Origin of the sequence: Rahnella sp. JUb53, from assembly GCF_004346065.1 — a bacterium.
GTDB classification, from domain to species: Bacteria; Pseudomonadota; Gammaproteobacteria; order Enterobacterales; family Enterobacteriaceae; genus Rahnella; species Rahnella variigena.
The window spans coordinates 118,538-144,775 of sequence record NZ_SLYT01000011.1; the positions used below are offsets into that span (position 1 = coordinate 118,538).

Consider the following 26,238-nt stretch of genomic DNA (forward strand, 5'->3'; position numbering starts at 1 on the left):
CCCCCTGCGAAGGGGGAGGAGCTGAAAGTCCCACCTTTATTCCCGCTCTACAACTTCACCGGCTTGATATTCCAGATCTCATCGGCGTATTCCTGAATGGTACGATCCGAAGAGAAATAGCCCATGTTGGCGATGTTATGCAACGTGCGGCGCGTCCACTCTTCCGGCAGTTTATACAGCTCATCGACTTTATCCTGCGTATCGACATAACTGCGGTAATCCGCCAGCACCTGATAGTGATCGCCAAGATTGACCAGCGTATCGAACAGGTTGGTGTAGCGCTTCGGCTCGGTCGGGCTGAAGACACCGGTGGCGATTTGCGTCAGCACCTGATGCAGTTCAGCGTCCTGCTCGAAATAGGTATGCGGGTTGTAACCTTTCTGGCGCAGTTCCTCGACCTGCGGCGTGGTGTTGCCGAAGATAAAGATATTGTCCTCACCCACATGTTCGAGCATTTCGACGTTGGCACCGTCCAGCGTACCGATAGTCAGCGCGCCGTTCAGGGCAAATTTCATGTTACTGGTACCAGACGCTTCAGTACCCGCCAGCGAGATCTGCTCGGAAAGATCGGCCGCCGGAATGATCAGCTGTGCCAGACTGACGCTGTAGTTAGGGATGAAGACGATCTTCAGTTTGTTGCCGATACGCGGATCACTGTTGATCACCGTCGCCACGTCGTTGATCAGCCGGATGATCTGTTTGGCGGCGTAATAGGCCGATGCCGCTTTACCGGCGAAAATCACCGTGCGTGGTACCCACCCGGCGTCCGGCTCTTCCAGAATACGGTTATAACGGGTGATGACGTGCAGCACGTTCATCAGCTGACGTTTGTATTCATGGATGCGTTTGATCTGCACGTCGAACAGGCTTTTCGGATCCACCACAATGTTCAGTTTCTGGGCGATATACAGCGCCAGCCGCTTTTTATTGTCCAGCTTGGCCTTGCGGATCGCCTGCAGGAAACTCAGGTAATCCAGATTCTGTTTCAGTTCCGCCAGTTGGCTGAGATCAGAACGCCAGGTCTGGCCGATGGCGTCATCAATCACCGCCGACAGCGGTTTGTTGGCCAGTGCCAGCCAGCGGCGCGGCGTCACGCCATTGGTTTTATTGCAGAAACGATCCGGATAAACGCGGGCAAAATCAGCAAACAGCGACTGCACCATCAGCTCGGAATGCAGCTCGGACACGCCGTTGACTTTGTGGCTGGCGATGACCGCAAGCCATGCCATCCGCACTTTGCGGCCATTCCCTTCATCGATTATCGAAACGCGTGACAGCAGGCCGTTATCGTTGGGAATTTTCTCCGCCACTTCTTTGAGGAAGTGATCGTTAATCTGGAAAATAATCTCCAGATGACGCGGCAGGATCTTGCCGATCATGTCTACCGGCCAGGTTTCCAGCGCTTCGCTCATCAGCGTGTGGTTGGTGTAAGAGAACACACGACACACCGTCTCCCACGCGTCTTTCCATTCGAATTTATGCTCATCGATAAGCAGACGCATCAGCTCAGGGATCGACAGCACCGGGTGCGTGTCATTGAGGTGAATAGCAATTTTATCGGCCAGATTGTCGTAAGTATGGTGCGTGGTGTAATGGCGGTTGAGGATGTCCTGCACGGTCGCCGACACCAGGAAATATTCCTGGCGTAACCGCAGCTCGCGGCCGGAATAGGTCGAGTCATCGGGATACAGAACGCGCGACACGTTTTCGGAATGGTTTTTATCTTCCACCGCCGCAAAGTAATCGCCCTGATTAAATTTACCCAGATTGATTTCGTTACTGGCCTGCGCGCCCCACAACCGCAGGGTATTGGTGGCATCAGTGTCATAACCCGGAATCACCTGATCGTAGGCGCAGGCGATGACTTCTTCGGTTTCCAGCCAGCGGGTTTTGACGCCCTCGTGCTGCACACGTCCGCCAAAACGCACTTTATAGCGGGTGTTATAACGCTGGAATTCCCACGGATTTCCGTATTCCAGCCAGTAATCTGGCGCTTCTTTTTGCTCACCGTTGATGATGCTTTGCGCGAACATGCCATATTCGTAGCGGATACCGTAACCGCGTCCCGGCAGCGCCAGCGTGGCCAGCGAATCGAGGAAGCACGCCGCCAGCCGTCCGAGGCCGCCGTTGCCTAAACCCGGGTCATTTTCTTCGCCGATCAGTTCTTCGAGATCAAAGCCCATTTCATCGAGCGCGCTTTTCAGATCGTCGTAAATCCCCATCGCCAGCAACGCATTGGAAAGGGTTCGTCCAATCAGAAACTCCATCGACAGGTAATAAACCTGCCGGACGTCCTGTGAAGTTTGCGCACGGTTAGAACGCAGCCAGCGTTCCACCATACGATCGCGAACCGCAAACAGCGTGGCGTTCAGCCAGTCATGTTGCGTCGCAATGGACGGATCTTTGCCGATAATAAACATCAGTTTATAAGCAATCGAATGCTTTAGCGCTTCGACACTGACTGTCGGTGAGTTGTAATTAAACGGTGAAGTCATAACGTTACATTCCCGATCAAGTTAGCTGCGTTCAGGGGTCAGGACATCAGGCGGTTATACAGGGTGAGATATTCCTGTGCAGCCACCTTCCAGCCAAAATCAATACCCATGGCGTGTTGTTGTACGTGTCGCCAGTGCTTAGGACGGCTCCACAAAACAAATGCGCGGCGGATCGCATTTCCGAGCGATTTCCCCGTTGCTTCTTCAAACACAAAACCACTGGCAGTTCCGTCGGCCAGATTTTCCAGCGCACAATCGACCACCGTGTCGGCCAGCCCGCCGGTACGACGTACCAGCGGCAAGGTGCCATATTTGAGTCCGTAAAGTTGGGTTAATCCGCACGGCTCGAAACGGCTCGGCACCATGATGACGTCCGCGCCGCCGATGATGCGGTGGGAAAACGCTTCGTGATAACCGAGCTGCACGCCGACCTGCCCCGGATTGTCCGCCGCTGCCGCCAGGAATGCCTGTTGCAACACTGCGTCACCCGCGCCTAACAGCGCCAGCTGTCCGCCGCGTTCGAGTAAATCCGGCAAGGCTTCAAGCACCAGATCCAGTCCTTTCTGGCTGGTCAGGCGGCTGACGACTGCAAACACCAGACGCGAATCATCCACATCCAGCCCCATCGCCCGTTGCAGATAGGCTTTGTTGACCGCTTTGGATCGCAAATCATCAGCGTCGTAACGCGCCGACAGCAGCACGTCGTCGCGCGGCTGCCAGATGGCTTCATCAACGCCGTTAAGAATACCGGTCAGGCGCCCCTGCATTTCACGCTCCAGCAGCAGCGATTCCATGCCGTAACCAAACTCCGGCCGGGTAATTTCTTTGGCGTAGGTCGGGCTGACAGTGGTCACGTGATCGGAATAGAACAGACCGGCTTTCAGGAAAGAAATCTGGCCGTAGAATTCCAGCCCGTGCATCTGGAAGAATTCGCGCGGGATATAAAGTTCATCGAGATGATGCGCGAAGAACAGCCCCTGAAACGCCAGATTATGCACCGTAAACACGGTACGTACCGGCGCGTTACGGGCGCGGATATAGGCGGAACACAGCCCGGCGTGCCAGTCGTGAGAATGGACGATATCCGGCTTCCAGTGCGGGTCAAAATTCAGTGCCAGCTCGCAGGCCATCCAGCTCAGCAACGCAAAGCGCAGATGGTTATCCGGGTAGGCAAAAGACGATTGATCGTGATACGGACTGCCGGGGCGATCGTACAAACCGGGCACATCAATCACATAAATACCCACGCCATCAAAGTAACCCAGTGAAAGGGTGACATGCCCGGCAAAGGTCGCCAGCGTGCCGATGACCTGCGTTTCTCCCAGTCCTTTTTTGACATCAGGAAAACCTGGAATGAGCACGCGGACATCTGCGCCCTCCGCAATCTGAGCGGCGGGCAGTGCACCGGCGACGTCAGCAAGGCCGCCCGTTTTTAACAGCGGAAACAGCTCGGAACAAACATGTAAAACCTGCATTCGCGCTCCTGATTATCCCGGTCATCCCGGCAATACCGGGATGACGAAAAGTCGTGCTTTCTAATATCTGTTTATAGTTTCGCCAGCATCGCGCGCGTGACCAGCACCACGCCGCCTTCGGAACGATAGAACCGGCGGCTGTCTTCATCCGCGTTCTCGCCAATCACCATGCCTTCGGGGATCTGACAGGCGCGGTCGATGACGCATTTACGTAAGCGGCATGAACGCCCCACGTTCACATCCGGCAAAATAATCGTCGAATCAATGTTGCAGAAAGAGTTAACGCGTACCCGCGGGAACAGCACCGAATGCACCACCACTGAACCGGAGACAATCACGCCGCCAGCCACCAGCGAGTTCATGGTCATGCCGTGGCTGCCTGAGCGATCCTGCACAAATTTGGCCGGTGGTAATGGCTCCATGTGCGTGCGGATCGGCCAGTCGCGATCGTACATATCCAGCTCCGGCGTGACTGACGCCAGATCCAGATTAGCGCGCCAGTAGGCATCGAGCGTGCCGACATCACGCCAGTACGGCGGCGCGTCATCGTTTTGCGTTACGCAGGAAAGTCCGAACGGATGCGCACGGGCAACGCCCTGACGGGTCAGTTTCGGGATCAGGTCTTTGCCGAAATCATGGCTGGATTCCTCACTGGCCATGTCTTCTTCGAGCATACGAAACAGATAGTCCGCATTAAAAATGTAGATGCCCATGCTCGCCAGCGCCATATCGGGATTGCCGGGCATCGCTGGCGGGTCTTTCGGTTTTTCGACGAAACTGGTGATGTGATAATCCTCAGTGACGCCGATAACACCAAACTCGCTGGCCTCAGCTCGGGGCACTTCCAGGCAGGCGACGGTACATTCACCGCCCTTCTGCACGTGGTCGATCAGCATCCGCGAGTAGTCCATTTTGTAGATATGATCGCCCGCCAGGATCACCACAAATTCGGCGTTATAGCGGCGGATAATATCCAGATTCTGATACACCGCATCGGCGGTGCCTTTGTACCAGTGCTCGGTGCTGTGGCGTTGCTGCGCGGGCAGTAAATCCACGAACTCGTTCATTTCTTCATTGAAGAAAGACCATCCGCGCTGAATATGCTGAACCAGCGTATGCGACTGATATTGCGTAATGACACCGATGCGGCGAATGCCGGAGTTCAGGCAATTCGACAGGGCAAAATCAATGATGCGGAATTTCCCGCCAAAGTGGACGGCGGGTTTTGCCCGGGTTGCGGTCAAATCTTTCAGTCTTGAACCACGTCCCCCGGCAAGGATTAACGCCACGGATTTCAGCGGCAACTGTCGTGCCAGCATGACCGGGTCCCGGTTGTCTAATGTCGCCATATCTGACTCCTTTGTTTTTATAATGACCGGCTCTGTGGAGTGAAATCTTGTAGGACACAGAGGGTTTTTGCTGCTGCCCGCCATTGCGAGCCTTCCATGACACGCCGGGGTTCCTCATCAAAAAGCACGCTGTTGAACGGCGCAACCGGCTGCCAGTTTCCCGGCGGCAGTTGCAAATCAACCTCGTGCAGCGAAGCATTGACGATAAGCAACCAGCGCTGAGACAGACAGATTTGCAGCCATTGCTGCGGCCCCTGTTCCCAGTCGCCGGGGCTCATCGGTTGCCCCTGTTGATTCAGCCATTGCACATCTTCACTGCCTTCCTGCCACCAGCGGTTTTGCGTCAGTGCCGGAATTTTCCGGCGCAACGCAATCAGCGCAGAGGTATAGGCCGTCAGGCTTTCATCGGCATTTTCCCAGTCGAGCCAGGTCAGAGGATTGTCCTGACAATAGGCGTTGTTGTTGCCCGACTGGCTGTTACCCTGCTCGTCACCGGCCAGCAACATCGGCGTGCCCTGTGACAGAAACAGCGTCGCCAGCAAAGCACGCTGACTGAGACGGCGCTGTTGCAGAACGTGTGCAGACGCCTCCAGCCCTTCTTCGCCGTGGTTTTGGCTGAAATTTTCGTTGTGGCCGTCGCGGTTTTCTTCACCGTTAGCCTGGTTGTGTTTCTGGTTAAAACTCACGAGATCGCGCAGCGTGAAACCGTCGTGTGCCGTCAGCATATTTACGCTGGCCCAGGGTTCGCGCTGTGCGGGATTGAATTTGTCGGCGGAGGCCGCCAGACGTCCGGCAAACTGGCCGAGAGAAATATCGCCGTGCAGCCAGAACTGACGCATATCGTCGCGCCAGATATCGCTCCATTCAGCAAACGGGGGCGGGAAATTGCCGAGCTGATAGCCGCCGGTGCCGATATCCCAGGGCTCTGCAATCAGTTTGACCTGCGAGAGAACGACATCCTGCTTAATGGCGTTGAACAGCGGCGATTGCGGGCTGAACTCCGGCGTTCTGCCAAGAACGGTGGCTAAATCAAAACGGAAGCCATCGACGTGACACTCACGCACCCAGTAATTCAGACAGTCGAGAGTCCAGGCGATGACTTCATCATCCATCAGACGCAGCGTGTTGCCGCAGCCGGTCATGTTGTTGTCGGAACCGTCTTCGTTAAGCCAGTAATAACTGGCATTGTCGATGCCCCTAAACGAGATAAATGGCCCGTCGATATCCAGTTCAGCACTGTGATTGAACACCACGTCGAGGATCACTTCGATACCGGCCTGATGCAGGGCTTTAACCGCCGATTTAAACTCATTCAGCGCTGACACACCGCCCTGTCCGCTGGCATAACGCGGGTCCACGGCGCACGGCGCCAGCACGTTGTAGCCCCAGTAATTACTCAGCCCCAGTTTTTGCAAACGCGGCTCATCGGCATGGTGTTGAACCGGCAAAAGCTCAATCGCCGTCACGCCCAGATGCTGTAAATATTCGAGCATGACCGGATGCGCCAGTCCGGCATAGGTGCCGCGAACCGCCGCCGGAATACGTGGGTGCTGACGGGTCAGACCGCGTACATGCGCCTCGTAAATCACCGTTTCGCCCCAGGGTTTTGCGGGCGGTTTATCATCGCCCCAGTCGAAATTCCCGGCGACGACGACAGATTTCGGCGCGACCACGGCGCTGTCTTTATCGTCCGGTGCGTCAGTGCCGCCGGTAAAGCGCACATTGTCATGCAGCACACCGTCAACGGCCCGTGCACTGGGATCAATCAGCACTTTTTTTGGGTTAAAACGATGGCCATTTTTCGGGTCAAACGGCCCGTAAACGCGGTAACCGTAACGCTGTCCGGCTTTGGCGTCGGGCAGAAAACCGTGCCACAGATTGCCGGTGCGCCCCGGTAAAGGCAGATGCTGCTCGCTGCCGGTCTCATCAAAAAGACATAATTCCACTTTCTCCGCATGCGCGGAGTACAGGCAAAAATTGACGCCGTTATCTCTGAGATGCGCACCAAAAGGCGCGGGCTGACCAGCCGCGAGCTGTTTCATTACGCCTCCCTTCGCAAATAGACCGTCGCCAGCGGCGGGATCGTTACGCTGATGGAATGTTCACGCTGATGATGACCGGTGTTTTCGCTGTAAACGTCGCAGCCGTTGCCGACATTGCTGCCACGGTAGAAATGCGAATCGGTGTTAAGAATTTCACGGTAACGGCCAGGGCGGCTAATGCCGATGCGATAGTGCTCACGTGGCACCGGCGTGAAATTGCTGATAACGATGATTTCACCGCCGTTTTCATCGCGACGCGCGAAGGCGAAAATAGAGTTTTCATGGTCATCAACCACCAGCCATTCAAAGCCACGCGGGTTGTAATCCAGTTCATACAGCGGTGCGTTGGCCTGATACGTCAGATTCAGGTCGCGCACCAGATGCTGCACGCCGCTGTGCCAGCCGGTCGCGTCGTCCAGCAGATGCCAGTCGAGGCTGGCGTCGAAATTCCACTCGCGCCCCTGCGCAAATTCACCGCCCATAAACAGCAGTTTTTTGCCCGGATGTGCCCACATAAAGCCGTAATAAGCGCGCAGGTTGGCAAACTTCTGCCAGACGTCGCCGGGCATTTTATCCAGCAGGGATTTTTTACCGTGTACCACTTCATCGTGCGAAAGCGGCAGCATGAAGTTCTCGCTGTAGGCGTAAAGTACGCCGAACGTCATGAGATTGTGGTGGTATTTGCGGTGAACCGGATCGAGCTGCATATACGTCAGCGAGTCGTGCATCCAGCCCAGATTCCATTTGTAATGGAAGCCCAGTCCGTTAGCATCCGGCGGCATGGTGACGCCCGGATAATCAGTCGATTCTTCGGCCAGCGTCACTGCGCCGCCGAGTTCCTTGCCAATCGTATGGTTGGTGTATTTCAGGAAAGAAATGGCTTCGAGGTTTTCGCGGCCACCGTAATAATTGGGGATCCACTCGCCCGCTTTACGGCTGTAATCGCGGTAAATCATCGACGCCACGGCATCTACGCGCAGACCGTCAATGCCGAAGCGTTCAATCCAGTAAAAACCATTTCCGGCCAGATAGTTACGGACTTCGTGGCGGCCATAGTTATAAATCAGCGTGTTCCAGTCCTGATGATAACCTTCACGCGGATCGGCATATTCGTACAGCGCGGTGCCGTCGAACTGCGCCAGCCCGTAGGTATCGCTCGGGAAATGCCCCGGCACCCAGTCGAGGATCACATTCAGACCGGCGTTATGCGCGGCATCGATAAAGGCTTTGAACTCCATCGGCGTGCCGAAACGACGGGTCGGCGCGTACATACCCAGCGGCTGATAACCCCAGCTACCATCGAACGGATGCTCGTTGACCGGCATCAGTTCGATATGCGTGAAGCCCATCCATTTAGCGTAGGACACTAACTGCTCGGCCAGCTCGCCATAGCTGAGCCAGAAATTATCATCGGTATGACGACGCCAGGAACCCAGATGCACTTCATAGACAGAAACGGGCTGATTCAGCGCATTCGCTTTCTTTCTGCTTTCTGAATGCGGCACAACATCCGGTAATTTACGCACGCACGAGGCGGTGTCCGGACGCATCTGCGCCTCAAAGGCATAAGGATCGGCACGCAGACTGACATTGCCACGGCAGTCGATAATTTCGAATTTATACAGCTGACCTTCGCGGACGGCAGGAATGAATAATTCCCAGATGCCGTTTTCACGGCGCTGACGCATCGGGTGACGGCGGCCATCCCAGAAGTTGAATTCACCCACCACGGAAATCCGCGTGGCGTTCGGTGCCCAGACCGCGAAACTGACGCCTTCGACATCGTCCAGCGTTTGCGGATGCGCACCGAGTTTCTCATACGGCCGCAGATGCGTACCTTCTGCCAGCAGCCAGATATCCAGCTCCTGCAACAACGTGCCGAACCGGTACGGGTCGTCAATCACATGGCGATCCTCGCCCCAGCGGACTTCCAGCTTGTAACGGAACGCATTTTTACGACGTGGGATCAGGCCGACAAAGAAACCGCGCTCGTCATAACGGCGCAGTTCTGCCACCTGCTTGCCTTTTTCTACATCAATAACCCAGACCTGATCGGCATCCGGCAACAGGGCACGTACTTCCAGCCCGGCAGCGACAGAATGCATTCCCAAAAGAGAAAAAGGATCAGCGTAGTGGCCAGATATAATTTGATTAATGACGTGCTGATCGGGAAGTACAGACATGCATTTCGTCCTATGATTAATTAAATCAATAAATCAAATAAAATCATTCAGATATTCAATACGACCGTAAGTTAAGTGTGCTCCCCTTTTTATCGTTGCATTGTGATCTGGCGGTACTTCAGTTTTGCCAAAAAATGCGCCAGTGCGCCTGTGTTCACAATTTCCAAATAAGTCTCTAATTCCGCTTCTCAAAAAGGCAGAGCTCTTCTACTAAGCATAGACAAAGATTAAAAAAGGCAGGGCGTTAAGGAGTTCAAAAATGGACAAATTTTTGAAAAAGAAAAATACAGTAAAAAGCGCTGCGGACGGGGAGAGAAACGGCGGAAGTTATTGAAGGCTGAAATAAAAACGGGACACCGTGCTGGTGTCCCGCGGGGGAAATATTTACAAAGAAAACAGGGCAGTTTTCACCTTACAAAAGGATGCGCAGCATACGGCGTAAAGGTTCTGCCGCGCCCCACAGCAGCTGGTCACCGACGGTGAACGCAGACAGATATTGCGGCCCCATATTCAGTTTACGCAGACGGCCAACCGGCGTGTTCATGGTGCCGGTTACCGCCGCTGGGGTCAGTTCGCGCATCGACAGTTCACGGTCATTCGGGATCACGCGAACCCAATCATTGTGCGATGCCAGCATCTGTTCGATTTCTGGAATCGACACGTCTTTTCTCAGCTTCAGGGTGAATGCCTGGCTGTGGCAGCGCAGCGCGCCGATACGGACACACAGGCCATCCACCGGAATAATGCTGGAAGTGCCGAGAATTTTGTTGGTTTCCGCCTGACCTTTCCATTCTTCTTTGGTCTGGCCGTTATCGAGCTGTTTATCGATCCACGGGATCAGACCGCCTGCCAGCGGAACACCGAAGTTATCGGTCGGCAATGTGCCGCTGCGGGTCAGCGCAGTGACGTTACGTTCGATATCCAGAATGGCCGATGCCGGGTTTTCCAGCTCTTTCGCCACGCTGTTATGCAGCATGCCCATCTGGGTCAGCAGTTCACGCATGTGACGCGCACCGCCGCCGGATGCCGCCTGATAGGTGGCGACAGATGCCCATTCGATCAGGTCATTGGCGAACAGGCCGCCGAGCGACATCAGCATCAGGCTGACGGTACAGTTACCGCCCACAAAGGTTTTGATGCCTTTGTCGATACCCTGATGGATCACGGCGCTGTTGACCGGGTCGAGGATGATTATCGCGTCATCTTCCATTCTCAGAGAGGAAGCTGCGTCAATCCAGTAGCCGGACCAACCGATTTCACGCAGCTTAGGATAGATTTCATTGGTATAATCGCCGCCCTGACAGGTGATAATAATGTCCAGCGCACTCAGTGCGTCCAGATCATAGGCATCCTGCAAGGTCCCAGACTGACCCGTGAAAGAAGGCGCGGCCTGACCGTGCTGAGAGGTGGAGAAGAATACCGGACGGATAGCGTCGAAATCGCGTTCTTCAATCATGCGTTGCATGAGTACAGAACCAACCATTCCACGCCAGCCAACGAAACCTACATTTTTCATAATATCTGTCCTGCCCTGAGGGTGATAACTGCTTAAAACAGCCTGAACGCGCGTTTGCACCAAGCGAGTGCCTGTTTTGATGCACTGTGCCCCGTTAACGCGCGGGTCTACCACCTTACAAAATGTAGTAGAAGTGGCAAGTGAATTTAATCAATAGTGCAGCCTTTAATAGCAGCGCACCTTATAACAGGCATTTTTTCTGAGGTAGTTATGACCGAAATGATTTCAGCAACCATTTTGCTGTTTTTAATTATGGATCCGCTGGGCAACTTACCGATTTTTATGTCGGTCTTAAAACATCTCGACCCGAAACGTCGCCGGGTGGTGCTGATCCGCGAAATGCTGATCGCGCTTATCCTGATGCTGATTTTCCTGTTCGCCGGTGAAAAAATCCTGTCGTTCCTGAATCTGCGCACAGAAACTGTGTCGATTTCCGGCGGGATCATTCTGTTCCTGATTGCCATCAAAATGATTTTCCCGTCGGAAGAGAAAAGCAGCAGCGGCCTGCCTGCCGGTGAAGAACCCTTCCTCGTGCCGATGGCGATCCCGCTGGTGGCCGGTCCGTCGATTCTCGCCACGCTGATGCTGCTTTCGCACCAGTATCCGAATCAGATGAGCCACTTAACGCTGGCCCTGTTCATCGCCTGGGGCCTGTCGATGGCCATTCTTCTGCTGTCGAATTTGTTCCTGCGACTGCTCGGCGACAAAGGCGTCAGCGCCCTCGAACGCCTGATGGGCCTGATTCTGGTCATGCTCTCGACGCAGATGTTCCTCGATGGGATCAGGGCGTATTTGAAGATTTAGCGACAGCAGAAACGAAAAAGGCGAGCCACATGGCTCGCCTTTTTCGTTTCTGACGAGAAAAACCTCGCGTTGAACTCTTACCCTGTGAGAGTATTATCCTGCCATCTTGAGTCATGGAATGAGTCATATGGAATATCTGGAGTTTATCGAAACCCCGACTTTTAGCCGCAAATGCAAAGAGCTGCTGACTGAGGAGGAATATCGCCAGTTTCAGGAATACCTCACGCATTATCCCGATGCAGGGGCTTTGATCGTCGGGACGGGCGGTTGCAGAAAAGTCCGCTGGGGGAACCATCGTCGGGGGAAAAGTGCAGGTGTGCGGGCGATTTATTATTACCTGTGCGCTGATGGTCAGATTTACATGCTGCTGGTTTATCCCAAGAGTGAGAAAGATTCTCTGACGGAAAGCGAAAAATCGATTTTGAAAAACATTGTACGAAGTCTGTCGTGACACAGGAGATAGACCATGACGAAAGAATTCTTTGAAGAATTGCGACAATCCGCTGAAGAAATGGTCGCGATCCGTAAAGGTGAGATGGCACCTGCACATATCACGCGTATTTCCATGCCTGAAGTAAAACAAATTCGCACAAAAGCAGGTGTTAAACAGGATGAGTTCGCCCGGCTGCTTGGTGTTTCTCCCTCGCTGGTGCAGGCATGGGAACAACAAAAGCGTTTGCCAAATGGCGCAGCATTGAAGCTGTTGAAAATGCTGGAACTGAATCCGCAAATTATCCAGACGCTTAAAACAATTTAAAATGATGTAAAAAAGGCGAGCCACATGGCTCGCCTTTTTTATGCTAACAATCTGTCGTCAGACGACCATCGACAGCAACAGGCATCCGCCCAGACCACACAGGGAGATGATGGTTTCCAGCACCGACCAGGATTTGAAGGTTTCGACAATGCTCAGGTTGAAGTACTCCTTGAACAGCCAGAAACCCGGATCGTTGACGTGTGAGAAAATCACGCTGCCGGAACCAACGGCGATCACCATCAGTTCAGGACTGACACCAGTCGTCGCGATCAGTGGCGCAGCAATGCCGCCCGCGGTAATCGCAGCAACGGTGGCAGAACCCAGTGCGATACGCAGCACGGCGGCAATTGACCACGCCAGCAGGATTGGCGACAGGTTGCTGCCGTGCATCAGGGCGGCGATGTATTTTTCAATCCCGCTGTCCACCAGTACCTGTTTGAACGCACCGCCACCGCCGATGATTAACAACATCATGGCGATGATTTTGATGGAATCGCTGACGGTTGCCATCACTTCATCCATCTTACGACCACGGTTCAGGCCGAAGGTGAAGATAGCGATGAGTACCGCAATCAGCGTGGCCATTACCGGATCGCCGAAGAACTCAGCGTAAGCCAGTACCGGATGGCCTTTCGGCAAGATCATTTCGCAGACGGCGCGGAATGCCATCAGAATAACCGGCACCAGGGACGTCGCGACGCTGACACCAAAGCCCGGCATCTCTTCTTCCGTGAAGGTTTTCGGGTTAAACAGGCCTTCCGGAACCGGTTTGTCGATCCCTTTCAGGAAACGCGCATAAACCGGACCCGCCAGAATGACCGTCGGCACCGCCAGCAGTGAGCCATACAACAGGGTTTTGCCCATATCCGCATGGAAAATCGTGGCAATCGCTGTCGGGCCAGGGTGCGGAGGCAGGAAACCGTGCGTTACGGACAATGCAGCCGCCATCGGCACACCGACATACAGCAGTGGCAGACGCGCCGCCGCCGCCACGGTAAATACCAGTGGCAGCATCAGCACGAAGCCAACTTCATAGAACAGCGCAAAACCGACGATGAAACCGGTCAGTACAATCGCCCACTGAATGTGTTCACGGCCAAACTTTTCGATAAGCGTGGTCGCGATGCGCTGCGCACCGCCGCAATCCGCCAGCATTTTACCGAGCATGGCACCGAAGCCCATGATCAGCGCCAGACTGCCGAGCGTGCCGCCTACCCCGTTTTTGATCGACGTGATGACTTTGTCGACCGGCATTCCCTGCATGATACCCACCGCCAGCGCGACCAGGATCAGTGCAATGAAGCCATTAAGCTTAAATCGGATCATAAGTAACAACAGCAGTGCGACACCCACCGCTACAATAACTAATGGCATATTCTTTCCCCTCATGCTGTCACTGCGGTATGGCTAAAAACCGGGTGACGCATTGTTTTTAATTTTCAACATGTTGTAGGAATTAACAGTGCAACGGGTACAGACCGCGACCGCTAAAACAGCAGTGCATTCCTTTGTGATATTAGTCACATCTCCATTTGTTACCGGTATCATGATACCGGTAACATGCTAATATTAGGACTCACTACGCAGTCAAAATGTTCATTTTGGGATAGAGATCATACTTATGGCAGGACAAAGCATCATTCTGATGGGCGTGTCAGGCAGCGGTAAATCCACCGTCGGCGCGGCACTGGCCCGTGAAATTAACGCGAAATTTATCGACGGCGATGATCTTCATCCCCGCGCCAATATTCAGAAAATGGCCAGCGGTACGCCACTCAACGACGACGATCGTGCGCCGTGGTTATTGCGCCTGAATGACGCGGCTTACAGCCTGCGCCATAAAAATGAAACCGGCATTATTGTCTGTTCTGCGCTGAAACGCCGCTACCGCGACGCGCTGCGTAAAGACAACGAAGGCATGGTGTTCATCTACATGAAAGGCAGTTTTGACGTGATTGCCGACCGCCTGAAAGCCCGCGCCGGACACTTTATGCCGACCGATTTACTGCGCAGCCAGTTCGATGCGCTCGAAGAACCGGGCGAAGACGAACCGGATGTGTTGCGCGTGAATATCGATCATAAATTCGAGGGTGTGGTGGATCGTTGTATTGCAGCTTTGAAGACGGTACAGAAGTAAGACTTTAAAAAAGCCACAGGTGAGCCGCCGGTGGCGCAGCCAATTTGGATTCGGATGGAGCGCAGGCCCCGGAGCGTACACGTAGTACGTGAGGAGGACGAGCACCACCCGGATTCAAAGTGGCAAGTAAACCAGGCTCATGCAAATCAGATACTTCCACCCGCAGATATCGTAAACCCCACATCCACCATCCTCGGCACCACTTCTTCGCCGCGTAATCTCGCCAGCAGGCGTTCGGCGGAAATCTGCCCCATTCTTTCGCGCGGCGTGAGTACGCTGGCCAGCGGCGGTTCCATTGCCTGCCCCATGTTGTGACCGTGGAAACCGGCAATCGCCATTTGTGACGGGATTTTCAGCCCCTGACGCTGACATTCAAAAAATGCGCCCGCCGCCAGGTCATCGTTGGTGCAGAAAATACTGTCGATTTTCGGCCAGTCTTTTTGCGCCTGACGCAGTAATTCCGCGCCCGCGCTGTAACTCGAGGAGCGGCTGGTCATCACGCTGTAAGGCTCCAGCCCGGATTCGCGCATCGCCTGCTCGTAACCTTGCTGTTTGATAATCGTACGTTCATCCTGACGTGCGCCGAAATACACCACATGCCGATGGCCACGGGCGATAATTTGCTGGGTCATTTGTCGGGCGGCTTCGAAGTTGTTAAATCCGACCGCCAGATCGACGCACGGCGACACGCAATCCATCATTTCCACCACCGGAATACCGGCCACTTCAATCATCTTCAGCGTTCGTGCCGTGTGATGGCGTTCGGACAAAATCAGCCCGTCGATATTGTAGGAAAGCAGTGAGGTCAGACGCTGTTCTTCGCGCTCCTGGCTGTAGCCGTAGTGCGCCAGCATGGTCTGGTAGCCGTGAATATCGGTCACGCTTTCGATGCCGCGCAGCACTTCCGCGAACACCTGGTTGGTCAGCGACGGCAGCAGCACGCCGATGGCGCGGCTTTTCGCATTGGAAAGAATATCCGGTGCGCGGTTGGGGATGTAACCCAGCTCGTCGAGCGCCGCAGAAATCTTTTCCTGCAACGCACCGGAAACCTGTTCAGGATTGCGCAAATAACGGCTGACCGTCATTTTGGTGACGCCCACCTTGTCGGCAACATCCTGGAGTACGGGTCTTTTTTTCTTGATATTCATCAATGAGATGGTGCCGCTGAAAAGGTTAAGGGATCAGAGCGTGATGTTAGCAAACAATCGCGCAGGCGGATATCCGTTGCTGCGCGACATGAGAGGTTTGTCAGGAAGGTAACGAAAGCTGGCCGCGAACCGGTGCGCTGAGACTGGCGGAGAACTGGCCGGTCAGTAACGCCATCGCACGTTGTGCCAGTGTTTCCAGCGGATAGGCAATTGCCGGAACGGCAGAAACACCCGGCGGCAGCGTGCTGTCGAGGCTGAATACCATCACATTTTCAGGCACGGCACGCCCGTGCTGTGCAAGCTGACGGAGTGCATCCTGCGCGGTGGCATCGTCCGGCACCAGCAGCGCGTTGAACGGCACGTTTTGCGCCAGCAGTTGCGACAATGCCTGTCCGCCGCTGTGTACCAGCCGCCGGTCATAAGGCAGCAGGAATTTCTCCAGCGCGAGGTGATATCCCTGCAAAATTTGCCCGGCAGTTTCATGACTCTCCGGATTGATCAGCGCAATCTGCCTGCGCCCTTGTTTGAGCACATACTGGCAGGCGGTTTCAGCCGCAAAGCTGCGGTCAAAATGAATACTGCGCGCTGAATCCGCGTCCAGACAGTCAATGGTGATGACGTTTTCAGGCAATACCGGCAACGCAAATCGCGCGCCAATCACAATCATTGCATCGCACAGACCGCGCCCGATTTCGTCCACGGAATGCGTAAGGCTTGCTGCGTCGGTGGCAAACCGCAGCAGCAAATACTTCTGATTCAGCCGCAGCTCTTTTTCCAGCGCGTGCAGATAACCGGTGGACTGGTTAATGTTTTCCGTCGCACAAATCACGCCGATACAGCCGGTAGATTGCGTGGACAGCGACTGCGCAATCACGCTCGGTTTATATTGCAGCGTTTCCACCGCCTGCATTACGGCCAGGCGGCTTTCCTCTTTGACACCGCGGCTGCCACTCAAAACACGGGACACCGTCGCTTTCGACACCTTCGCCAGCCGCGAAACGTCGTTAATGTTTGCCATGTCTTTCCTTGTGTTAATCGAAGCCGTTGTTTTTAGACACCGCAGCGAACCATTCGCCGCTTTTCTTCACTGTGCGTTTTTGGGTTTCCAGATCCAGCTGGATGAAACCATACCGGTTTTTATAGGCATTCATCCATGACCAGCAGTCAATAAATGTCCACATATGGTAGCCGAGACAGCCGCTGCCTTCCTGCAACGCCCGGTGCAGCCATTTCAGATGCCCGCTGACAAACTCAATGCGGTAATCATCGTCAATCCGGCCATCCTTTTCGAAGCGCAGTTCATGCTCCACGCCCATGCCGTTTTCAGAAATGAAACAGCGCGGATTGCCGTAGTTTTCACGCAGATTGGTGAGGATGTCGTAAATGCCCTGCTCGTAGATTTCCCAGCCACGGTGCGGGTTCATTTTACGTCCCGGCATCACGTAGTTATCGAAAAACCATTCCGGCATAAACGGACTTTCCGGATTGACCATACTGTCGCGGCACTGAATACGGCGCGGCTGGTAATAGTTGATGCCGAGTAAATCTACCACGCCCTGTTGCAGCAGTTCTTTATCGCCCTGCTGACAGGCCGGAAGCTGATCGTGTTTTTTCAGCAATTCCACCAGTTCCTGCGGATATTCACCGCGCAGCGCCGGATCGAGGAAACTGCGGTTAAACATCAGATCCGCAATATTGGCGGCTTTCAGATCTGCCGGATTTTGCGAGCGCGGATACGATGGCGTGAGGTTGAGGATGATACCGATTTCACCACCGGTGTTGCGGGCACGATAGGCTTTCACCGCCAGAGAATGCGCCAGCATGGTGTGATACGCCACCGTGGCGGCACGTTTGAAATCCACCACGTTCGGGTAATGGAAGTCATACAGATAGCCGCCTTCCACCGGCACCACCGGTTCGTTGAAGGTGAACCAGTGCTTCACACGGTCGCCGAATAATTCAAAACAGGTATCGGCATAGTTGGCGTAAGCCTGCACGACGTCGCGGTTTTCCCAGCCGCCGATTTCCTGCATCGCCATCGGCATATCAAAGTGGAACAGATTGATAAACGGCTGTACGCCCTGCGCCAGCATTTCGTCGATCACCTGATTATAAAACGTGACCGCTTCCTGATTCACTTCGCCGCGTCCGTTGGGGATCAAACGCGCCCAGGAAATCGACGTGCGAAACGTGTTGTGGTTCAGCTGTTTCAGCAACGCGATGTCTTCGCGCCAGTTTTTATAAAACGTCGAGGTATCCTGCGGACCCACGTCGTTATGAAAACGCGTCGGCTGCTGTGAATACCAGTGATCCCACACCGTCGCGCTTTTGCCGTGGCTCAGGGTTTCACCTTCCGTCTGCGGCGCTGAACTGGCACTGCCCCACCAGAATTCTTTTGGAAATGCGTATTTCATTGTCATCCTCGCTGTCCGTTAGCTTTACGTTTTTAACTGAATTATTTGACTGTTTAGCTGCTTGCCGGCACGGCATTGCCCGCCGTTTGTGCCGTGGCTTTTTCCGCTTCCTGTTTCAGCAACGTACGTTCATAGGCTTTCAGGAACGGGTAGTACATTACGGCTGATAACACCATACAGAACAGGCACATAATTACCGGACTGAATGCCCAGTTTGCGGCCCATGACGCACCAATGGGCGCAGGCGTTGTCCAGGGTGTGAGCGAGACCACTTGCGCGACCCAGCCCAGTTTGGTGGCGGTATACGCAAAAATTGCGTTCAGCATCGGCACCAGTGTGAACGGCAGGAAGAACACCGGATTCATGATAATCGGCGTACCGAACAGGATCGGTTCGTTGATGTTGAAGAAGCTCGGCACCACGCCCATTTTACCAATGGTGCGCAGATGCACGGCCTTGCTGCACAGCAGCAGGATCGCCAGCGGCAGGGTCGAGCCGACGCCGCCAATCAGCAGATAGTGATCCCAGAATCCTTGCAGATAGATATGTGGCAGCGGCTCGCCGTTCTGTAACGCCGTCTGGTTCAGCGCCAGATTGGTCATCCAGAACGGGTTCATGATGCCGGTCACAATCAGCGCACCGTGAATGCCTGCAAACCACAGCACCTGACAGATAAACACCGAAATCAAAATCGCAGGCAGGGAATCCGAGGCGGACACCAGCGGTGCCAGCAAATGCATTATGGCTTCAGGAATAATCATGCCAGTGGTGGACTGAATAAACAGATTCAGCGGATGCAGCGTAGCGACGATCACCACCACCGGAATGAGAATTTCAAACGAACGCGCCACGCCGGTTGGCACTTCTTTCGGCAGACGGATAGTAATGTTGCGGCGTTTGAGCAGCGCATACACTTCAGCGGCATAAATCGCCGTCAGGATCGCAGTGAAGATACCTTCGCCGGAGAAATACTGCGTCGAGATTTGTTTGTCATGATACGGCGCCGCCACCAGCAGGAACGCCATAAACGCCAGCAAGCCGGTCATGATCGGGTCGAGTTTATAGTGTTTACCGAGACTTGCGCCGATGCCCACCGAGATGAAAAATGTCATCACGCCCATGCTCAGATACCAGGGCAGCATCAGCTGCTCGCGGTATTTCAGCGACAAATCCAGCCAGCCGCGCGCGAAACCCCAGGTGGTGTCCGGCGAGAAAGGCGGGAAGATAAACACCAGCATGAATGAGCCGATAATCATGAAAGGCAACGCCGCGATAAACCCGTCACGAATGGCGATCACATGCCGCTGCTGACCGACGCTCCCCGCCAGTGGCGTGATGTGTTTTTCGATGACGTTAACCATCGCCTGATAAAGGCCACTCATACGCGGCTTCCTTCCTGTGCGATCAGGCCGTAAGCGAAGTCGAGCACGTTGTCGCCGCGCTGCATGCCGTAATCCATCATGTTGATGGTTTCGACCGGAATATTAAATTCTGCGGCTCTTTTGGATAAATCAGCCTGCATGTAACGCACCTGCGGCCCGAGCAGCACGACCTGATAGTCGCGGAATTTTTCGTCAAATTCGCTGGCACCGAACGCGTCGATCTGCACTTCTTCGCCGCGCTCTGCCGCCACTTCTTTCATTTTGCGCACTAACAAACTGGTCGACATCCCCGCCGAACAACAAAGCATGATTCTTTTCATTTTGCTTCACTCCCAGATGATTTATGTTCTGCCCGTTTCTGCTTGCTGAAGGTATTTGAGGCGTTATGGAAACCGGTTTCCACGGTTTCCGCAGAAATGTGCGAGCCTGTTCATAAAATTTCACGGAGATTGTCCGGCGATGTGAAATGTTTCACATTTTGAGCAAATGTCATTCGCGCAGGAAAAAAGTGTGGCTACGGGGAAAACGAATAACAATTATCACCGCAGCATGAGATGACGTATCAATAAAATATTTTACGTTGCCATAAATAAAAACTAAATCCGATTAATATCATTCCCTGTGTTCAGTTAAAAATTGATATTGAATGATTTTATCCATTGAAGATTAATGAATACATTGTCCGGCATTCACCCCCTGTTTTTTTGAGGAATGCCCGATGCCGGCGTTTAAATACAGTCAAATAACCCGTTTTATTCTGCTGGCATGTTGTCTGCCCAATATTGCCGTCATGAGCGCCAGCGCGGCAAATTACACCTTGCCGCTGTTACTCACGAACAATCAAAAGCTGACCTTATCCACGAAGGATAACGAAAACATTGTTGCTGATAACCCTTTGATAAAATATGGCATACTGGTAAATAATGGCGCAGAACTGACTTTACTGGCTAACCAGTTTAACGCCACGGGTAGCCAGCTTGGCTCCTCCCTTACTGCACAAAACGGCGGTATTATTAATATCGGAAAAGATTCTGTTATTAATCACAACAGCACCCTGACCGGTATTTCGCATGCCATCACAGTTCAGGATGAAAACAGCGTATTAAATATTAATGAAGCAACGATAAACTCCAACAGTGCCGCCGTGGTGATAAATGATAATGCCACGGCAAATATGCTCAACACCACTATTAATTCCAATAATGCGGATAATGCCGTTGAAGTCAATACGGGTGCAACGCTGAATGCCACCGGATTAACCGTGAATCACCTGAGTGGAATGCCCAGCAGTTCAGCAATCGCTATCAGCAATGCCGATGCCACATTGATTAATACTTTACTTTTCTCTCAGGTTCGTCACGGAATAAATATTGACGGATCCGCCGATCGCTTTTCGAATGTCACTTACGATGGCGGAACCATCACAACAGAAAGTGATCAGAGCAACGCAGTAATACTGTCGTTCGGTAATTTACAAATGAAGAATGTCGATATCAAAACCGCCGGACAATATGGGACCGGCATGATGCTGGAAAACGGCAGTGTGGCGCAGATAAGCGGTGGGTCTATCACCGCACTGGCGAACGTAACTGACGGCATAATATTCATTGGCCCCAGCGACCTGACTCTGACTGACGGGCTGCAGATCTCCACGCCAGGCAGTGCCTCGGTTGGTCTTTCACTGCAAGCCGACCCTATGACCGCCGATCAGGTGCAAAAACTTCGCATTGATAATTCGACCATCAACAGCGGTAATGTCGGGATCAGTAAGATTTACAACGGTAACTCGCAAGTGATCATCGGCAACGCGGCCCGCATTTTAGGGATTAACGCAGCGATGACCTTTGCCGATAACGGTGCCAGCACGGTGAATGTCAGCGGTAAAAGCCAGATTATCGGCAATATTATCAATGCGACGACGGCGAAAACCGATGTCACGCTGGATGACTCCGTGCTGACCGGCGCGGTGCAAGATCTCTCCTCACTGACGCTGAATAACCAGTCGGTGTGGAATCTGACTGGCGATTCCGTCCTCGGTAATTTATCGATGGATAACAGTCTGCTGAACTTCACTCAACCGCAGCAGGGAGCCTTCCACACACTTACCACCAGCACGCTTTCCGGCAACGGTTCGCTGAATTTCAACACGCAACTGGGCAGCGATAATTCTCCCACCGATTTACTGCATGTTCAGGGTAACGCCAGCGGACAATTTGGCGTACTGGTGCGCAATGTCGGGGGCAGCGGTGCGCTGACAACAGGCGACGGGATCCGTCTGGTGCAGGTGGATGGCGATGACACATCGTCACTGAAATTGCTGAGAAAAGTCAGTGCCGGGGCATACGATTATTATCTCTATAAAGGCGGCAGTACGTCGCCAAAAGACTGGTATCTGCGCACTTATCTGGAGCCGGTGCCGCCGCCGGAACCGGTGCCTGATCCTGATCCGGCACCAGAACCTACACCGCAACCGACACCGACACCGACACCGATACCTAAACCGGTGATCGCCTACCGGACGGATGTCGTGGGTTACATTGCCGCGCCCTTCCTTAACCGGCAGTACGGCTTTAGCTCAATGGGGTCTTATCACGAACGTACCGGCGACAGCGTCAAACGCGCTCAGGATGGCACATGGGCCCGCATCGGCGGGGCGCATGATAATTATGATGTGGGTCGTTTCAGTTTTGACAGCGACATTCGTTATATCCAGATCGGCAAGGATTTGTATCAGGATGAGACACCGCGCGGGAATAATGTGCATGCCGGGGTAATGATTTCGCTGGGGGATCAGAAAACCAACAGCTCGGACAGCGCCCGCGGGCTGGTGGGTGAATCCACCGATACCGGAGATGTGTCTACCGATGCTTACGGCATTGGCGGTTATTACACCGTGAAGACCGGCAGCGGCGCGTATCTGGATTTCGTCGGGCAAGTCACCGATTACCACACCGAATTCCAGAGTGAAACGCAGGCTAAACAGGACGGCTACGGCGTGGCGTTTTCAGCCGAAGGCGGCATCCCGTTGGCGATAACCCAAAGCTGGAGACTCGAACCTCAGACGCAGGTGATCTATCAGTATCTGCACATGAAAGGATTCAGTGACGGGATAGCCTCGGTGGAAAAAACCACTGACAGCAGCGTGCAGGCACGGGCCGGTGTGCGACTTTCCCATCTGCCGCAGGTGGATCAGCCGAACATTACGCCGTACCTGAACCTTGATGCCGTATCGACATTCACCGATGCCCCCGCTGTCACTATCGCCAGTACCCGTATTTCGCCTGACTTCACGCAAAGTACCTGGAAAGCGGGCGGTGGGATCACTGCGACGCTGAGCAAAAATGCCGCCTTTTATGCCAGTGCCAATTATCTGCGGGGTTTTGACGGTAAACAGGAAGGTTATCAGGGCAATATCGGTATTAACGTCAGCTTTAAATAGAGAATTCAGGACGCAAAAAAGGCGATGCCATTGCATCGCCTTACGCTTTTGACTTGCCTGTTATCAGACCGGCGGCAGGTCAAACAGCAGGATTTCACTGTCTTCGTCTGCGTGAACCGACAGCGCCGTTTCATCCCAGATCGCCAGCGCATCGCTCGCCCCGGCTTTCTGGCCGTTAACGGAAACCGTGCCTTTCACCACCTGGATCCACACGCGGCGTTCAGCCTGAATCTGATAAACAGACTGTTCGTCTTTTTTCAGCGCCCAGCGGGACAATTCCATATCCTGGAACACTTTCAGCGAACCTTCACGGGCATCCGGAGAAAGCACCAGCTGGCGACCCTGCGGCGCATCGAACATGCGTTGTTCATAACGCGGTTCCAGCCCTTTCTGATTTGGAACAATCCAGATCTGATACAGGTGCAGTTTACGGTCGCTGTTACCGTTGTATTCGGAATGCGTCACACCGGTACCGGCGCTCATAATCTGAAACTCACCGGCCTGGATTTGTTCTTTATTGCCCATGCTGTCCTGATGTTCCACGGTGCCGTCGAGCACGTAGGTCAGAATTTCCATGTCTTTATGCGGATGCTTACCAAAACCCTGCCCCGCATCGATGAAATCTTCATTGATTACCCGCAGCGCGGAGAATCCCATAAAGTTCGCATCGTAATAATCGGCAAAAGAGAAGGTATGCCAACTTTCCAGCCAGCCGTGACTTGCGTGACCGCGTTCTTGTGCTTTGCGTAAGTAAATCATGTTCAACTCTCCTCAATGTTTTCTCTAGTCTAGTCAACGGCTGAGAATAAGAAAGCGTAAAAACTTCACTCCTCTGTTCAAAAAATATGAACAAATGCCGGCGACGCATTCCAAAGGATTTGAAGAAAATTAAGTCAAATTGTTCTTCCGAAAGTTGCTTAATGACGCATCCGTACAATACTCAAATATTGAATATATTCAGGAAAATCCCTGTGACGTCTGTTTTCCGGAAATCATCATGATTAACCGCCGCGAGTTGATCGCGGGAATAACTGGCGGAGTGGTCTCTGCCGGATTATTTAAATCCGTTGAAATTAATTCGGATAATATAATTAGCGCCAGCAACATTATGGCGTTAAGGCAACTCTCTGCGCCGGCAGACCGCACCTGCGCCGTGGTGTTGGGATATCACTTTGCCGGGGATGGCGCGCCAAAACTGGTTTACTGGGATGCCGGTAGCGAGAAAACAGCCAATCAGGGCACCGTCATTTCTTCGCTTAAATCTGCTAAAGGCCGCTGGCTGCAATTACATAACGGCGTCATGGACTTTCGTCAGTTCGGCATATTTAACGGACAGAACGCGGCAGATGCGGCACTGAATGCGATGGTCAGTGATCCGCTTATTCACCGGATTGAAGCCCATACCTCGCTGAACTTCATATCACGCCACCGCTTTAATCGCTCGAATATCACCCTTGATTTTAATAACCACACAGTGACCGCGTCGGGGCTGGAAATACTGGCTGACCCCAAAAATAATTACCTTGCCGCTATTTTTTCTTTCACAGGTCTGGCTGAAGAGCAAACTACGGTATCCGTTCTCAGGAAGCCTTTGCCTTTATTATCAGAAATCTATCCGGTAGACGACAGCAACTTATATCCTGTCGGCCAGTGGTATTGCCTGGAATCTGACAGGATGACCGGCCACTGGGAACGCAAAATACAACGACTGGTGCAGGTGACAGAACAGATTGATGAAACACATATCCGGCTTAATTACAGAAGCGGCTGGGTGCTGGAGGAACAAAGTCATCTGCACTGGCGAAAAGTCACGCCGGTGGAAAATGTCTGTATCCGGAATATGCAATATGTCGAAGAGGGGCAGCTGGCTAATAACAGTTCCCAGCCCGTCGCGCTGGTATATGCCATTTATTGCGATGTCATTAACGTTCACGCGCAGGGCACCTTCTGGTCGGTTATTTTCCGCCGCTGGAATACCTTCTTTCGCACAGAACAATGTTCGCTGACCAACCCGCCTTCGGTTTCCTGGGGCGGCGCAGGGTATCTGACCCAACAAATTTACTGTCAGTACGGCGTGATTAGCGACTGTACAACGTCTAATGCCCGACATCTTAACGATCTGACCGCCAGCTCTTCCTGCGTGGTAAAGAACTGTCACAGCAACGGTGACAGCTCCGGTGCTTTCGTGACACACGGCCAGTATGAACATGATCTGCACTTCACAGCCAACCCCGGCATCCTTACGCTGGCCAATTCCGGCAAAGCCTGGGGTCAGTCGGCAGCACGGATTGTCATCAACCAACACCGCTGTTCCATACTGACCGCAGACACGCATGTCACGGATCTGACCTTAACGGATGTCTGTATTTACCGGAATGGGGAACAGGATAATCTCGGTATATTGCGCCTCAACTGTGACGGCCTGACGGTGCAAAACTGCAGTGTCAGCGGCGAGCTGACGTTACTGCAAAACAGCCGGCGCAGTATCAAAATGAACGTGTTTGAAAACTGCGGATTTGTGCTGGATCCGCGTCATGATTCCACGATCAGTAATCTGGCTCCGGACGACCCGTATATTATTTCTCATGCGGCGGCTGAAGCCCGAAATTCTATTAATGGTCGTTCGCTGGTCTATTTTTCCCATTGCCAGTTCAAAGGAACGGATAAAGATGTTTCGCTGTTAATTAAAAATAAAGATATTAACTTTAACGCCTGCCGCCTTGAAAATGTGTCCCTTATTTTAACCGCAGAGGGACCGCAGAAAATCGTGATTAATGGCGATTCCACGCTGGCCGGCGATCACATGTCCCGGCCTTTACTTTCGCGCACCGGCGACCATGCCGTGACCTGGCGGTTAGGGCCATTGCAAAGTGAAGTGACGGGTGACGAGCAGCTTCATATTGAGGTCGCCAGCGGTATTAATCATTATCAGGCACATCACGTGACATTCACGCACGGCAGGCGGTTATTTTCAGATAAGGCATTCTCCCGCCCCTCTTATTTTATCGAACAGAATAACATCCTGATAAATACCACCTCTGTTGTGCCAGCCAGTACAGGGCCGCATATTGTGGTTGAAAACACGGAGGTATAACAA

At 53.3% G+C, this 26,238-nt stretch carries 19 protein-coding genes; 6 read left to right on the plus strand and 13 right to left on the minus strand.

Annotated elements, in window-relative coordinates:
* Positions 1-47: 47 nt before the first annotated feature.
* The 6 genes from glgP to asd all read right to left on the minus strand — a co-directional run bounded on the left by glgP (position 48) and on the right by asd (position 11,060).
* Positions 48-2,495, minus strand: a complete 2,448-nt coding sequence (gene glgP / locus EC840_RS21470; RefSeq protein WP_113877225.1) for a glycogen phosphorylase — start codon at positions 2,493-2,495, stop codon at positions 48-50.
* A gap of 38 nt (positions 2,496-2,533) precedes the next feature.
* Positions 2,534-3,970, minus strand: a complete 1,437-nt coding sequence (gene glgA, locus EC840_RS21475; protein WP_112289190.1) for a glycogen synthase GlgA — start codon at positions 3,968-3,970, stop codon at positions 2,534-2,536.
* 71 nt (positions 3,971-4,041) lie between these two features.
* On the minus strand, positions 4,042-5,319 hold the full coding sequence (gene glgC / locus EC840_RS21480; protein WP_113877226.1) for a glucose-1-phosphate adenylyltransferase: 1,278 nt from the start codon (positions 5,317-5,319) through the stop codon (positions 4,042-4,044).
* Positions 5,320-5,336: 17 nt separating this feature from the next.
* Complete coding sequence (glgX, locus tag EC840_RS21485) at positions 5,337-7,361, minus strand: glycogen debranching protein GlgX (RefSeq protein WP_132966997.1); 2,025 nt, start codon at positions 7,359-7,361, stop codon at positions 5,337-5,339.
* Positions 7,361-9,544, minus strand: coding sequence for a 1,4-alpha-glucan branching protein GlgB (gene glgB / locus EC840_RS21490; RefSeq protein WP_129637681.1), 2,184 nt, complete (start codon positions 9,542-9,544; stop codon positions 7,361-7,363). Before glgB ends, glgX begins: the two co-directional genes overlap by 1 nt.
* Positions 9,545-9,956: 412 nt before the next feature.
* A complete protein-coding gene (gene asd, locus EC840_RS21495) occupies positions 9,957-11,060 on the minus strand; it encodes an aspartate-semialdehyde dehydrogenase (protein ID WP_132966999.1) in 1,104 nt (367 codons plus the stop codon).
* 210 nt (positions 11,061-11,270) lie between these two features.
* On the opposite strand from asd, the gene EC840_RS21500 reads away from it, so the two are divergent.
* The 3 genes from EC840_RS21500 (at position 11,271) to nadS (ending at position 12,621) form a co-directional block, all read left to right on the plus strand.
* Positions 11,271-11,864: a YhgN family NAAT transporter gene (locus EC840_RS21500; RefSeq protein ID WP_095923864.1), complete on the plus strand. Its 594-nt coding sequence runs from the start codon at positions 11,271-11,273 to the stop codon at positions 11,862-11,864.
* Between the two features lie 127 nt (positions 11,865-11,991).
* The gene (locus EC840_RS21505) at positions 11,992-12,315 is read left to right on the plus strand and encodes a hypothetical protein (RefSeq protein WP_112289195.1); all 324 of its coding nucleotides are present in this window, start codon (positions 11,992-11,994) and stop codon (positions 12,313-12,315) included.
* 15 nt (positions 12,316-12,330) lie between these two features.
* A complete protein-coding gene (gene nadS / locus EC840_RS21510; protein WP_129637682.1) occupies positions 12,331-12,621 on the plus strand; it encodes a NadS family protein in 291 nt (96 codons plus the stop codon).
* Positions 12,622-12,678: 57 nt separating this feature from the next.
* Here nadS and gntT read toward each other — a convergent pair whose 3' ends face one another.
* Positions 12,679-13,995 (minus strand): gluconate transporter, encoded by a 1,317-nt coding sequence (gntT, locus tag EC840_RS21515; protein ID WP_112289197.1) that lies wholly within the window; start codon positions 13,993-13,995, stop codon positions 12,679-12,681.
* Positions 13,996-14,242: 247 nt separating this feature from the next.
* Between gntT and EC840_RS21520 the strand changes: the two genes are divergently transcribed.
* On the plus strand, positions 14,243-14,758 hold the full coding sequence (locus tag EC840_RS21520) for a gluconokinase (RefSeq protein WP_113877232.1): 516 nt from the start codon (positions 14,243-14,245) through the stop codon (positions 14,756-14,758).
* A gap of 146 nt (positions 14,759-14,904) precedes the next feature.
* On the opposite strand, the gene gntR is transcribed toward EC840_RS21520, so the two are convergent.
* The 5 genes from gntR to EC840_RS21545 all read right to left on the minus strand — a co-directional run bounded on the left by gntR (position 14,905) and on the right by EC840_RS21545 (position 20,022).
* Positions 14,905-15,900, minus strand: coding sequence for a gluconate operon transcriptional repressor GntR (gene gntR / locus EC840_RS21525; protein WP_112289207.1), 996 nt, complete (start codon positions 15,898-15,900; stop codon positions 14,905-14,907).
* Positions 15,901-16,006: 106 nt separating this feature from the next.
* On the minus strand, positions 16,007-16,924 hold the full coding sequence (locus EC840_RS21530; protein WP_132967001.1) for a LacI family DNA-binding transcriptional regulator: 918 nt from the start codon (positions 16,922-16,924) through the stop codon (positions 16,007-16,009).
* A gap of 13 nt (positions 16,925-16,937) precedes the next feature.
* Positions 16,938-18,320, minus strand: coding sequence for a glycoside hydrolase family 1 protein (locus EC840_RS21535; protein ID WP_129637684.1), 1,383 nt, complete (start codon positions 18,318-18,320; stop codon positions 16,938-16,940).
* A gap of 53 nt (positions 18,321-18,373) precedes the next feature.
* Positions 18,374-19,702, minus strand: coding sequence for a PTS sugar transporter subunit IIC (locus tag EC840_RS21540; RefSeq protein WP_112289201.1), 1,329 nt, complete (start codon positions 19,700-19,702; stop codon positions 18,374-18,376).
* Positions 19,699-20,022 (minus strand): PTS sugar transporter subunit IIB, encoded by a 324-nt coding sequence (locus EC840_RS21545; RefSeq protein WP_112289202.1) that lies wholly within the window; start codon positions 20,020-20,022, stop codon positions 19,699-19,701. Before EC840_RS21545 ends, EC840_RS21540 begins: the two co-directional genes overlap by 4 nt.
* 398 nt (positions 20,023-20,420) lie before the next feature.
* Between EC840_RS21545 and EC840_RS21550 the strand changes: the two genes are divergently transcribed.
* The gene (locus tag EC840_RS21550; protein ID WP_132967002.1) at positions 20,421-23,141 is read left to right on the plus strand and encodes an autotransporter outer membrane beta-barrel domain-containing protein; all 2,721 of its coding nucleotides are present in this window, start codon (positions 20,421-20,423) and stop codon (positions 23,139-23,141) included.
* A gap of 63 nt (positions 23,142-23,204) precedes the next feature.
* On the opposite strand, the gene EC840_RS21555 is transcribed toward EC840_RS21550, so the two are convergent.
* Positions 23,205-23,900, minus strand: a complete 696-nt coding sequence (locus tag EC840_RS21555) for a pirin family protein (protein WP_132967004.1) — start codon at positions 23,898-23,900, stop codon at positions 23,205-23,207.
* A 238-nt stretch (positions 23,901-24,138) separates the two neighbouring features.
* On the opposite strand from EC840_RS21555, the gene EC840_RS21560 reads away from it, so the two are divergent.
* Positions 24,139-26,235: a hypothetical protein gene (locus EC840_RS21560; RefSeq protein WP_132967006.1), complete on the plus strand. Its 2,097-nt coding sequence runs from the start codon at positions 24,139-24,141 to the stop codon at positions 26,233-26,235.
* The last annotated feature ends 3 nt before the right edge of the window (positions 26,236-26,238 follow it).